We start from the raw sequence: 12300 nt of genomic DNA on the forward strand, positions 1-12300 counted from the left end.
GGATCGGGTCGTTCAATAAGAAAGGGAACTGCATGTTGCATGAATTGCAGCTCCCTTGTACAAGGTTACACTCCTTTGGCCGAGGAGGATAGCTTGATTAAATCACTGACGGTGACCAAGCGGTAACTTTCCGCAACCAGCTCTGCTACGAGAATGCGAACGGCCTCTACCGTTTGCGAGCGGTCTCCGAAGCCGTCGTGAAAGAGCAGCACGCTGCCCGGGGACAGACTTTCCCGCGTCTTCTCGACAATGTGATTCACGCCCGGCTGCTCCCAATCCATGGCTTCGCCGTTTACCGCCCCAGCCACCGTATACCCCCGGCTGCTTATCAACTTCAAGGCTTGCTCATTAAAGTCAAAGTACGGAGGCCGAAAGGTCAGCGGCTTGACGCCAATCGTCTCCTGGATCAAGCGTTCTGTCCGGATGATTTCATCAGCACATTCTTCTGCGCTCAGCTTCGATAAATAAGGATGCGTATAAGTATGATTACCGATCTCGTGACCCTCGCTGTGAACGGTGCGCGCAAGCTCGGGATACTGTTCGATCTGGCTGCCGATCATGAAGAAGGTTGCCTTGGCATCGGCACCCGCTTCGCGGAAAATATCTAGAATTTGAGGGGTGTACATTGGATTCGGCCCGTCGTCAAAAGTAAACGCAATGACCTTCTTCCCGGTATCGAATTTATGAACTAATGTGGTGCTGGACATGATATCAGCCTCCCTTTCTAATCGCCTGTCATTAATCAATGCTAATAGTATACCGAATAATAAATTCTGGATGTTTCTTTTTTAATCCTCCTTTGATAGAATCAGCCTTACTTAAGTATCTTAGAACGCAGCCAAGACACTACTACTCATGAATGCGCTTTCAATTCGCATGGGAATTAACTGAGGAGGCGGATTTATATGCTGAACGTATTGCTGGTGGACGATGAGCCCTTGGTTTTGGAAGGGCTAAAAACGATGATTGCCTGGGAACGATATGGCTTTCACATTTGCGGAGAAGCGCTAAGCGGCAGCGAGGCGCTCCGAATGATACAGGAACATCGCCCTGAGCTGGTGATCACAGACATCAATATGCCGAACCTGAGCGGCCTTGAGCTGATTGAGCAGTGTAACCGGCTGCTGCCGAAGCCGCCTAAATTCGTCGTGCTGAGCGGTTACGATGATTTTGACTATGCGCGCATCGCCATGCGGCAGAAGGTCGCGGAATATTTGCTCAAGCCGATCGATGATGAAGATATATATAGTCTGCTGGTCAAGCTGAATGCGAGTCTTCAGGAGGAACGGGCCGCGGAGCAAAGTCAGAGGAAGCAGCAGGCCTTCATCGTAAACAATATCATTAACCGTTTGATCCAGGGCGAGTCCGGCGAACGCCTATGGCAGCAGGCGGCCAGTGCAATGAAAATCCGGGAGGATTCGGAGTTGCAGTGTCTTCTGGTTGATGCCGCCTCGATGGCTGTGGATTTGAACGCCTGGGTCGCCTCGTCGTTCCCTGACGATAGGGTTCATGCTTTCCAGGACTCCTCGGGCAGAGCAGGTCTGCTGGTTCCATCGGAATGCCTCCCAGGCCGAGTGGAGGAAGCCGCTATGGAGCTGCATAAGCATGTATCCGCCGGCGCCGGGGAACCCGTCCTGGTAACGATCAGCGGCAAAGGCTGCGGCATCGGCTCGATCAGGGAACTGTACAGGCAGGCGGCTCAAGTGGTGCAGGTGAAGCGCGGCCAGGGCAGAGACGGCCTGTTTTATTTTTGCGGCGATTATCAGGGAGCAACGAAATTTGAGGCCCATAAAGAGAAGCTCGATCAGCTGTTAGATGCTGTCATGGCTGGGCATGAGGAGAACATCGACAGCTGCGCCAGGGAATTCATCGCTTCTTTTGCCTGCCGTGTGCCAGATATTGAGCTGACTAAGGCCTACGTCGTGAATTTGGAATGGATCATTTTCGAGAGGATCGCTGAACTGGGCGGAGACCCGGATAAGCTGATGGAAGAGCTGCAGAACGGGTATGGCTTCTTGGGAGAACTAGCGGATTATAGCATGATTGAGCGATATGTGCTGCAGTTATGTGTCCGCGGGGCCTCCCGGTTAAACGAGCTTAAACGGGAGAACGAATCCAACACGATATTCCATGTCATTCAGTACGTGGACCAGGAGTTCCGCAGCAAGCTGCAGCTTCAGGAGCTGGCTCGGCAGTTTCATATGAATGCGACTTATTTGGGGCAATTGTTCAAGAAGAACACAGGGCAATCGTTTAATGCCTATTTGAACGAGAAGCGGATTGAGGAAGCCAAGCGCCTGCTAAAGCGAACACAGATGAAAATTTCCGATGTTGCGCTGCAGGTCGGTTACCCCAACACGGACTATTTTATTAATAAATTCAAGCTAGGTACAGGGATGCTGCCCTCAGCCTACAAGCAGGATGCCGGGACAAAGGCTGTTCCGGAACAAGGAGGAGCCGCAGATGCTTGAGAGAAAGTGGAAGCTTAGAAAAATCGTAAACGATATCCCGTTGAACTTTAAGTTTCTGCTCATTTTTTTTGTTGGCGTGCTTCTGCCGATTATCCTCTTGAATCTTTTATTCATGGATCGCATGTCTGATCTGATCAAGTCAAGGGAGGAGCAGAACCTGGAGATTTCGCTAGAGCGGGCCCGAAAGGATATTCATGATTATCTTGATGGCGGCGTAGCTGTCAGTCATGCTTTGAGCAGGGACAAGACGCTGTACGAGATGCTGGATCAGACATACGAGGATCCGCTGGATTTCTATACGGCGTTTGACGAACAGCTTCGACATCGGGTAACGAGCTATATGCCGGTAAATAACCAGATTCAGCGCATTACGATTTTTACGGATAATAAGTCCATCGTAAGCGGAGGGAATTACCAGGTCATCAACGAGGAAGTGAAGAACAGCGACTGGTATAAGCTGTGGAAGAAGTCGAACGAGCGCGTGCTGGTTACGGCGTATCAGGCGACGGACAGCAGTGATAAGGCGTTAACGGCTCCCTATTTAAGCGTCATTGAGAAAATGGATTACATCGATCATTTCGATACGTACGACAAGCTGCTTCGCATCGATATCGATTTAAGCAAAATTTACGATGTGATCGTGCGGGAAAGGGACTATCTGAACCTGTACCTGGTCAATGAGCATAATCAGATCATTATGTCAGCTCAAAGCGGCTACCAGCGAAACAGCGCCGATCCCTACACCGTCTTCAAGCTTCCAGAGCAGTACAGCAACGAGGATGTGCATATGGTTTCGATCGGTACGGCCAAATATGTAAAGGGCTGGCGGCTGATCGGGATGGCGGAAGGCACGCGGATTACGAAGGCGATGATCGATATGCGATTATTCATCGGCGCGATAGCTGCTGCTGTCACCTTGATGGCCACCATGTTTATCTATGTCATGCTGCGGTCTTACAACTATCGGGTTAAACGGCTGTCCCGGCATATGCAGAAGGTATCCAATGAGAAATTCGATCTGATCCAGATCGACGAGGGGCGCGATGAAATCGGCGGGTTGATCCGCAATTTTAACGGGATGACCGCCAAGATCAACGCTCTGATCAACAACGTATACAAGCTGGAGATTCAGAAGAAGAATCTGGAGATGGAGCGTGTTCGCGCGGAGCTTAACTTTATGCAGAGCCAGATGAATCCTCATTTCTTGTTCAATACGCTTAACGCGATTTTGGTCGTCTGTACGAAGAACAACTACTCAGACGTGACTGATATTATCAAGAGTCTGTCTAAGCTGCTGCGGCGCCTGCTTAGCTGGAAGGAGGATCTCGTATCCCTGGAGGAAGAGCTGGTGTTCATTGAAATGTATTTAAAAATAGAGAAGTTCCGCTTCAGAGAGAAGTTTGATTACCAGTTCGAGATCGACGAGGAAGCGCTGAGCTATAAAATTCCGAAAATGAGCATACAGCCGCTCGTTGAAAACGCCTGCAAGCATGGTATCCAGACAATCGATGGGTTGGGCACAGTACGAATTAGCGCCACGGTGAAGGATGCCTGCCTGCGGGTTGTCATCGCGGATAACGGAAAGGGAATGGAGGCCGCCAAGCTGCGGGAGGTCATTCTTGCTGTGCGCAACGAAAACTCCTCGGGAACGAGCATCGGCATTCGCAACGTGTATCGCAGGCTGGAGCTGTATTACGACGATCAGGTTCGCTTCGACATCGTCAGCCGGCCTGATGAAGGAACTGAGGTAAGTTATGAAATTCCGCTCAAGCTTCTAGATCATACATAACCAAGGGGGAAGGGAACGATATGACTTTCAAGGTGCTCTTGATCGACGATGAGCCCGGTGCGCTGGAAGGGATGCAGCTATGGATCGACTGGCCAGGCATCGGGTTTGAGGTGTGCGGAACCGGGAGCAACGGGATTGAAGGCCTGCGGCTGATCCGGGAGCTGCAGCCGGATTTGGTCGTAACGGACGTCAATATGCCTCTTATGGACGGACTGGAAATGATTGCGGCCTGGCAAGCGGAGGGTGCGCGCAATGTCCGCTTCGTCATTCTCAGCGGATACAGTGATTTTGAATATGCTCAGAAGGCGCTCCGTTATGGCGTCAATCGCTACTTGCTGAAGCCGATCATTCCTGAAGAGGCCTTGGATGAATTGGCGGAAATCCATGAAGAGCTGGCACAGGAGAAGGAAAGGCAGAGTTTGAGCCAAATCGCGTCTTACGAGGAGATCGTATCCTGCATCAAGGATGTGCTGCAGGGCCAGGCGCAGGACCAGGTGGCATGCTCGGTACTAAATCGCGTATCACAAGCACGGGAGACGTGGAATTTCTGCCTCGTGCAGACAGAAGGAGCCGCGTTTGCCGAGCTGCGGAGCAGGGCGGCTGCCCTGTTGTATCAGGAAGAAGCGATGTATTTGATCGATTTGGAGATGAACCGCTTCGGCATCGTATACGGCGAACGTTGTCACGCAGAGGCGCGTGCTGCAGACCGGCTGTTTCAGGAGCTGGTGCAGCTTTATGCCGGACAGCGCGTCTTTATGGCCGCGGGCGAGGGCGGGAATACCTTGCTGCAGATCGGCCATAGCTACCGTACCGCAAAGGAAGCGATGATGTATAAATTTTATGACACAGGGTACGACCGCGTTCTGAGGTATGAGCAGATTGCCAAGCGTCCTTTGAATTATCATTATGACCAGCTGCAGCTGGCAGAAGGGATCATCGGCGCGGTTTCGCTTCTGGATCAGGATGCCTTTAGGGAAGCGGTAGATTCGGCGGCTCGTACCTTCCGGGAGCTCCTCGTGGCACCGGAAATGGTCAAGAAGGTCGTCATACATGTCATGTGGAGAATTTTGAAGTACTTAAAAGAGACGGGCGAGCAGGAGTCGGAGCTGCTGTTTGAGAAATACCGGCTTCCCGGCTTATCCGATTCCGTGTTTATTATGAACGACTTGCTGGAGCTTCTGCTGGCTTTCGGCAAGGATGGCATCGAATTGCTTCAAAGGGAGCAGTCCAAGCAAGCGCAAGGCATCGTGCAGGAGATCAACGATTACATTCGCGAGCATTATCGCGAACGTCTGACATTGAAAAAGTTGGGTGAAATTTTCTATATGCATCCGGCTTATCTTGGTCAACTGCTGTTGAAGAGGAACGGAATCAGTTTTAATGAGCACGTGCATAATTTGCGGATTGAGGAAGCGGTTCGCTTGCTCGAACAGAGCGAGCTGAAGAACAGCGAAATTGCTGAACAGGTAGGGTACAGCCATTATGGCCAGTTTTTCAAACAATTCGAAATCCGGATGCGGATGTCGCCGAGCGAATATAAAAACACTAGGTTCTAATATTTTTAGGGTTAATCCTTTAATTGTGCTATAGTTCGGCCCTGACAGCAATTCTAAAATAAAGATAGGTTACATGAAAGGGCTTACAAAATAGTGGCTTGTGTAGCTAAAAAATTTGCGGAGGTGCTTTTTTACATGGGGGGTAAGTCTAAATCGTTGTTTCGGCTCGGCACAATCCTGCTGTTGTCGCTCAGCGTCATTCTTTCAGGATGCAGCGGCGGCACGAAGTCGGGTGGAGGCAAAAATAATCCGGATCAGTCAGCGGGCGAGAACAATGGCGGTAAGGTAGAACCATTTGAAATCAGCGTCTTTATTGGAGAGGCCGGTCAACAGCCAACACCAGACAACAAGATATACAAGATGATTAAAGAAGAGACCGGTGCTTCCTTCAAATTTGAATTTTTGGCGGGTGACATTGATCAGAAGCTGGGCGTTATGATTGCAGGCTCGGACTATCCTGATATGATGACGGGAAATACAAAGCTGACTGCAGCAGGGGCTTATATCCCTCTAGAGGATTTGATTGAGGAACACGCTCCAAACTTGAAAAAGCATTATGAAAAATACTGGAATATGATGAAGGATCCAAACGACGGCCACATTTATATTCTTCCGAACTATGGCGTTTTGAACGGTGACCCTACGAGCAACTGGTATGCAGGACCGGCCTTCTGGATCCAAAAGGCGGTATTGGAGGATGCAGGTTATCCTCAAGTCAAAACGTTGGATGAATACTTTGATTTGATTGCCAAATACAAGGAGAAACACCCAACGATTGACGGAACCCCGACCATTGGTTTCGAAATCCTGAACTACGACTGGAGAAACTGGGGATTGTTCAACGCTCCGCAGCATTTGATCGGTCATCCGAATAACGGCGGCGTTGTTGTAGAAAACGGCAAAGCGGAGATTTTTGCGGATAAGGATTACGCCAAGAAATACTATCAGAAGCTGAATGAAATGAATGCGGCCGGATTGGTCGATAAAGAGGCATTTACGCAAAACTTTGACCAGTATATGGCCAAAATTTCAAGCGGCGCCGTTCTCGGCATGTTTGACCAGCATTGGAATTTCCAACAGGCTGAGGAGTCTTTGATTACACAGGAGAAGCTCGAAAGAACTTATATCGGTCTTCCTCTCGTATACGATACAAGCATCAGGGATCACTATAAGGATCGTGCGGCACTGAACCTCAACAACGGTTTTGGCATCAGTGTCAACGCGAAGGATCCTGTCAAGATTATTAAATTAATGGATCGCTTGATAGAAGAGGATTGGCAGAAAATTCTCCTTTGGGGAATTCCAGACGAGGACTACTATGTCAATGAGGAAGGCCGCTTCATGAAAACGCAAGAGCAGCGCGATAAATTTAATGACGGCACCTGGAAATTGGGCAACAAAGCGGATGCTTGGGTTAAATTTGCACCGAAAATGGAAGGCTTCTTCTCCGATGGGAACTCCACGGATGCAGCCGCTCAACCTGAGGAATTCAAGGCTGGGTTGAAACCGTATGATAGGCAGTTCCTTGAAGCTTACGGCTTTGACAGCCCTGTTCAATTCTTTAGTGAGGCACCGGAGAATGACATTGCTTATCCGGCTTGGTCCATAGACTTGGTGGATGGATCCGAAGCGAAAATTGTAAATACGAAGCAAAATGAATTGTCGACGAAGTATTTGCCGAAAGCCATTCTTGCTAAGCCAAGCGAGTTCGATAAAGTATGGAACGAGTATGTGTCCGAAATCGGCAAGCTGAACATCAAGGCGTATGAAGATCGCATTAATGAAGTATTGCAGTGGAGAACGGATACCTGGTCAGTGAAATAAGGCATTGGGGTTGAATCGGAAGGTGGAGGACTACTTGCATTTGTCTCCCGCCTTCCGTAATTACAGGTTTTGGGGAGAAAACGCTTATGGATGAGACATTATCGAAAAACCGTACCGTCCGGAAATCTAAAAAAGAAAAGAAAATGACCTGGTCCCTCATTAAAAGCCAGAGTCAGCTAATCTATATGTCAGTGCCACTTCTGGCTTACATTGTTTTATTCGCCTATGTTCCAATTTGGGGTTGGACCATGGCCTTCCAGGACTATAAGCCGGCGCGCAGCTTCAGTGATCAGAAATGGGTAGGTTTTAAACACTTCGAATTTTTGTTTAAAGACGACAGTTTTTTGCAGGTGCTACGAAATACGCTTGCAATGAGTATTATTAATCTAATTCTCGGCTTTACAACCGCAATTATATTGGCTTTATTGCTGAATGAAATTAAGAAAATATTTTGGAAAAGAACCGTGCAGACGATATCCTATCTGCCGCACTTTTTATCTTGGATTATCGTAACTGGAATTGTAGCGACTTCGCTAGCTTCAGACGGAATTGTCAACGACGTCCTGCTTAAGCTGAATCTGATTAAAGAGCCCATTCAATGGCTCAGCGAAGGCAAGTATTTCTGGGGTATTGTCGGTGCATCGCATGTGTGGAAAGAAGTCGGCTGGAATACGATCATCTATTTGGCCGCCATGTCCGCGATCGATCCCGCACTATACGAAGCCGCAGATATTGATGGAGCAAGCCGTTATAAGAAAATGCTCCATATTACGCTGCCGGGCATAAAACCAACGATTATTATTCTGTTGATCATGTCGATCGGTCATATTCTCGAAGCAGGCTTTGAAGTTCAATATCTGCTGGGCAACGGCCTTGTGCTCGACTGGTCGCAGACCATAGATATTTTCGTGTTGAAATACGGGCTTGCTCAAGGCAATTACTCACTAGCTACTGCTGCTGGTATATTTAAAACGGTTGTTAGCGTGACCATGCTGCTCTTTGCAAACTGGATGGCTAAACGACTAGGGGAAGAGAGGCTGTTATAGTTATGGCAAATTATTCAACCACCCCAGGACCAGCAACTGCTGCGGCAGTCAATAAACGTATAAGAAGAGGACGGATAGAGCCGATCATCTTCCATACACTTAACACGATATTCATGATCATCTTGGTCATAGTCACCTTGTATCCATTTCTGAACACGATCGTCGTATCCTTTAATGCTGGGAGCGATACGATCCGTGGCGGATTATATCTTTGGCCAAGGGAATTCACCTTGCAGAACTACAAGGCGGTTTTCGTTTCGGGAACGATATATAACGCATTTGTGGTTTCGGTAGCCAGAACGGTGCTTTCGACCCTGCTGAATCTGTTCTTGACCACGATGCTGGCTTACACGCTGAGCCGGCGGGAATATGTGTTCCGCAAGCCGATTACCTTCATTTTCATCCTGACGATGTACTTTAACGCCGGTCTGATTCCAGGCTACTTCCTGATGAAGGATCTGCACTTGATCAATACGTTCTGGGTGTACGTGATCCCTTCGATGATTAGCGCGTTTAACATGATCGTTATCCGTACCTTTATCGGATCTATTTCCGAAAGCTTGGTCGAGTCGGCGAGGATCGATGGAGCCGGTGATTTCAAAATTTTCTGGCAGATCATCTTCCCGCTCTGCAAGCCGGTGTTGGCCACTATTGCATTGTTTGTTGCTGTCGGGGCGTGGAACTCCTGGTTTGACGCCTTTATCTACACCTCTTCTAAACAGGAACTGAGCACCCTGCAATACGAACTGATGAAGCTGTTATCCTCGAGTATGAATGCTAATAACAATCCTTCAGTAGCTGCAGGGGCAGGCATGACTCAGGGGGCGGCCGCGCAAATGGTGACGCCTTTATCGATTCGGGCTTCGGTGACGGTTGTGGCTTCCGTGCCTATTCTGCTGGTATATCCATTCATGCAGAAATACTTCGTCGTCGGCTTGAACGTAGGAAGCGTTAAGGAGTAACGGAATTGAGGAATGCATTACTGGACGAATCATCAGTCAGGAGGAAGCTATTTTGACGAATAGAACACGTACGGAAGCGGCATTGAAGGATATTTTTGCAGACGATTTTCAGATCGGTGCTGCCGTTAACCCGCTGACTATACGGACGCAGGAGGAACTGCTCGCTTATCATTTCAATAGCATTACGGCGGAGAATGAAATGAAATTCGCCAGTGTGCAGCCGGAAGAGGGGGCCTATACATTCGACGAGGCCGATCGAATAGCGTCGTTTGCCCGGAAGCACGGCATGGCTATGCGGGGACACACCTTGGTGTGGCATAACCAGTCCACTGGCTGGCTGTTTGAAGATAAGCAGGGGAACCCCGTAGATCGGGCAACTTTGCTCGAGAGGATGAAGTCTCATATCCACACGGTGGTAGGCCGTTATAAAGGCGAGATTTACGCTTGGGATGTGGTGAACGAGGTTATAGCGGACGAAGGGGATGACCTGCTGCGGCGATCGAAATGGCTGGATATTGCCGGACCAGAATTCATTGCACGGGCGTTTGAATATGCGCATGAAGCCGACCCAGGCGCAGCCCTTTTCTATAACGACTACAACGAATCTCATCCAGGGAAGCGCGATAAGATCTATACTTTGGTGAAATCGCTGCTGGATCAAGGTGTGCCTATTCACGGCATCGGTCTTCAGGCACACTGGAATCTCTACGATCCTTCCTTGGATAATATTCGCGCCGCATTGGACAAATATGCCAGCCTCGGTTTGCAGCTGCAGCTGACTGAACTGGATATGTCGATGTTCCGGTTTGATGACAAGCGTACGGATTTGTCGGAGCCCACGTCAGAGATGCTCGAGCTTCAGGCGGAGCGCTACGAAGCTGTCTTCAAGCTGCTAAGGGAATATAGGGATGCGATAACTTCCGTGACCTTCTGGGGAGCGGCGGATGATTATACCTGGCTGGACGATTTTCCTGTCCGCGGGCGGAAAAATTGGCCATTCCTATTTGATGAACATCATCATCCCAAATCGGCTTTTCATCGGATCGCTGCGCTTAAAGGCTAATCTACTTCGCTTTAGGATATTGGGGTCCTATGGAGTGAAGCATAGTGCCAGGGCAGAGTATACGGGGAAGTCGATATCTATTTTCTATAAAAAAGGGAGTCCTCCGGACTCCCTTTTTTGCGCGTTACGGCTAAATGGTATATGGATTCGCTTCGATTTTCTCGGCTTTGGATACCGCGTCTTCAAGCGTCATGCCGACGAAGTCCTGCGCAGGGAAGAACCGCGCGCTTTTCTTATCGTCTACAAATGCGCCTACCGCGATGCCGGGAACAACGCTCTCGACAGCGCATGGAGCCTGCGGCCCGCCTAGATCGGTTCGGCACCAGCCTGGATCGGTAATGTTGATCATCACATTGGTTCCCTCTAAACGGGAAGCTAGATCTTTCGTGAATTTGTCCAGGGCCGCTTTGCTTGCGGCATAACCGGCTTGCTCGGGCTCGTTACGGATGCCGCTTGTCGTGTTGATGACCCGTCCGAAGCCGCGTTCGATCATTTTTGGAATCAGCCTGTTGCAGATGGTGGCGATCGAAATGAAATTAATGCGGAAGCTCATTTCGAAGTCCTCGACGGGCGTGCTCCAATAATCGGTTCTGTACGCTATTTGGACTGCTGCGTTGTTGAAGATGATGTCGACTTCGGTTCCTTTCGCTTCGATTTCATCCAGCATGGCCACTACTTCCTCATGGTTAGCCAGCTCGGCTTGCACGCAATAGGCCTCCACGCCCAATGCCTTAACCTCATCTTCGACTTTCCGGGTATGCTCAAGACTTCTGCTGTGCAAAATCAGGTTGCAGCCCTGCTTGGCCATGAAAATAGCAATCTGATAACCAACTCCCCGGCTTGCGCCTGTGATCAGCGCCCATCTTCCTCTGACGTTTACCATCGTATCGTCTCCTTTAGACCATGATTATTCAGACGGAAATTTCTGTAACCCAGCAGCTTTATTATATTACTTTGCACGGGGATATCCTATCATTCTGTGATTAAATGTCGAAGTTATTGGAATCCGGTCCGATGCGCTTCATGCCCGCTTAGAGCGATTTTGATAACACACCGACAAGTGCTATTATGAGAGTTGAAGGTGACTTGCGGTAGTACGCACTATAAAATGCTGTAGATACCTATTTGGATATAGCAACCTTTTTGTACCCTATGGGGGCTTAAAAGTCAGGAGGAAGTGGAGTTGAAAAAGAAGAAATATAATATTTCCGTAGAAGCGACCTTAGAGGTCATAGGGGGCAAGTGGAAATGCGTGATTCTGTGTCATTTGACGCACGGCAAGAAACGGACCAGCGAATTGAAGCGTCTTATGCCGGAAATTACGCAGAAGATGCTGACGCAGCAATTGCGCGAGTTGGAGGCGGACGGCGTAATTAATAGAATCATATATAACCAGGTGCCTCCAAAGGTGGAGTATGAACTAAGCGAATACGGCCAGAGCCTGAGAGGAATATTGGATGCCTTGTGCGCATGGGGGGATAAGCATATCACCAAGGTGTACGGCAATAAATTTGCTATGCTGGAAGAGAATGTTTTAAATGGACACATGGAATGAGCAAGTAATTGTCTTGGCGGACTGCGCATGATAT

General features: G+C 49.1%; 10 protein-coding genes. 8 read left to right on the forward strand and 2 right to left on the reverse strand.

Annotated elements, in window-relative coordinates:
• Window positions 1-65 precede the first annotated feature (65 nt).
• Complete coding sequence (locus ACYUJT_RS15725) at window positions 66-707, reverse strand: polysaccharide deacetylase family protein (RefSeq protein WP_460323841.1); 642 nt, start codon at window positions 705-707, stop codon at window positions 66-68.
• A gap of 198 nt (window positions 708-905) precedes the next feature.
• Here ACYUJT_RS15725 and ACYUJT_RS15730 point away from each other — a divergent pair, with 198 nt between their 5' ends.
• The 7 genes from ACYUJT_RS15730 to ACYUJT_RS15760 all read left to right on the forward strand — a co-directional run bounded on the left by ACYUJT_RS15730 (window position 906) and on the right by ACYUJT_RS15760 (window position 10711).
• A complete protein-coding gene (locus ACYUJT_RS15730) occupies window positions 906-2471 on the forward strand; it encodes a response regulator transcription factor (protein ID WP_460323843.1) in 1566 nt (521 codons plus the stop codon).
• Window positions 2464-4260: a sensor histidine kinase gene (locus ACYUJT_RS15735; protein WP_460323845.1), complete on the forward strand. Its 1797-nt coding sequence runs from the start codon at window positions 2464-2466 to the stop codon at window positions 4258-4260. Before ACYUJT_RS15730 ends, ACYUJT_RS15735 begins: the two co-directional genes overlap by 8 nt.
• A gap of 20 nt (window positions 4261-4280) precedes the next feature.
• On the forward strand, window positions 4281-5816 hold the full coding sequence (locus tag ACYUJT_RS15740) for a response regulator transcription factor (protein ID WP_460323847.1): 1536 nt from the start codon (window positions 4281-4283) through the stop codon (window positions 5814-5816).
• Between the two features lie 135 nt (window positions 5817-5951).
• The gene (locus ACYUJT_RS15745; RefSeq protein ID WP_460323849.1) at window positions 5952-7640 is read left to right on the forward strand and encodes a type 2 periplasmic-binding domain-containing protein; all 1689 of its coding nucleotides are present in this window, start codon (window positions 5952-5954) and stop codon (window positions 7638-7640) included.
• Window positions 7641-7726: 86 nt separating this feature from the next.
• Window positions 7727-8686, forward strand: a complete 960-nt coding sequence (locus ACYUJT_RS15750; protein WP_460323851.1) for an ABC transporter permease — start codon at window positions 7727-7729, stop codon at window positions 8684-8686.
• A 2-nt stretch (window positions 8687-8688) separates the two neighbouring features.
• The gene (locus ACYUJT_RS15755; protein ID WP_460323853.1) at window positions 8689-9648 is read left to right on the forward strand and encodes a carbohydrate ABC transporter permease; all 960 of its coding nucleotides are present in this window, start codon (window positions 8689-8691) and stop codon (window positions 9646-9648) included.
• Between the two features lie 52 nt (window positions 9649-9700).
• Window positions 9701-10711, forward strand: coding sequence for an endo-1,4-beta-xylanase (locus ACYUJT_RS15760; protein ID WP_460323855.1), 1011 nt, complete (start codon window positions 9701-9703; stop codon window positions 10709-10711).
• Between the two features lie 130 nt (window positions 10712-10841).
• Here the strand turns inward: ACYUJT_RS15760 and ACYUJT_RS15765 are convergent, their stop codons facing one another.
• The gene (locus ACYUJT_RS15765; protein ID WP_460323857.1) at window positions 10842-11594 is read right to left on the reverse strand and encodes an SDR family NAD(P)-dependent oxidoreductase; all 753 of its coding nucleotides are present in this window, start codon (window positions 11592-11594) and stop codon (window positions 10842-10844) included.
• 300 nt (window positions 11595-11894) lie between these two features.
• Here ACYUJT_RS15765 and ACYUJT_RS15770 point away from each other — a divergent pair, with 300 nt between their 5' ends.
• The gene (locus ACYUJT_RS15770) at window positions 11895-12266 is read left to right on the forward strand and encodes a winged helix-turn-helix transcriptional regulator (protein ID WP_460323859.1); all 372 of its coding nucleotides are present in this window, start codon (window positions 11895-11897) and stop codon (window positions 12264-12266) included.
• The last annotated feature ends 34 nt before the right edge of the window (window positions 12267-12300 follow it).

The sequence above is a fragment of the Paenibacillus sp. YSY-4.3 genome, assembly GCF_054767475.1.

Coding starts and splice junctions, on each gene's coding strand:
- ACYUJT_RS15745 (WP_460323849.1), top strand. CDS start 5,952: ATGGGGGGTAAGTCTAAATCGTTGTTTCGGCTCGGCACAATCCTGCTG.
- ACYUJT_RS15750 (WP_460323851.1), top strand. CDS start 7,727: ATGGATGAGACATTATCGAAAAACCGTACCGTCCGGAAATCTAAAAAA.
- ACYUJT_RS15755 (WP_460323853.1), top strand. CDS start 8,689: ATGGCAAATTATTCAACCACCCCAGGACCAGCAACTGCTGCGGCAGTC.
- ACYUJT_RS15740 (WP_460323847.1), top strand. CDS start 4,281: ATGACTTTCAAGGTGCTCTTGATCGACGATGAGCCCGGTGCGCTGGAA.
- ACYUJT_RS15725 (WP_460323841.1), bottom strand. CDS start 707: ATGTCCAGCACCACATTAGTTCATAAATTCGATACCGGGAAGAAGGTC.
- ACYUJT_RS15735 (WP_460323845.1), top strand. CDS start 2,464: ATGCTTGAGAGAAAGTGGAAGCTTAGAAAAATCGTAAACGATATCCCG.
- ACYUJT_RS15765 (WP_460323857.1), bottom strand. CDS start 11,594: ATGGTAAACGTCAGAGGAAGATGGGCGCTGATCACAGGCGCAAGCCGG.
- ACYUJT_RS15730 (WP_460323843.1), top strand. CDS start 906: ATGCTGAACGTATTGCTGGTGGACGATGAGCCCTTGGTTTTGGAAGGG.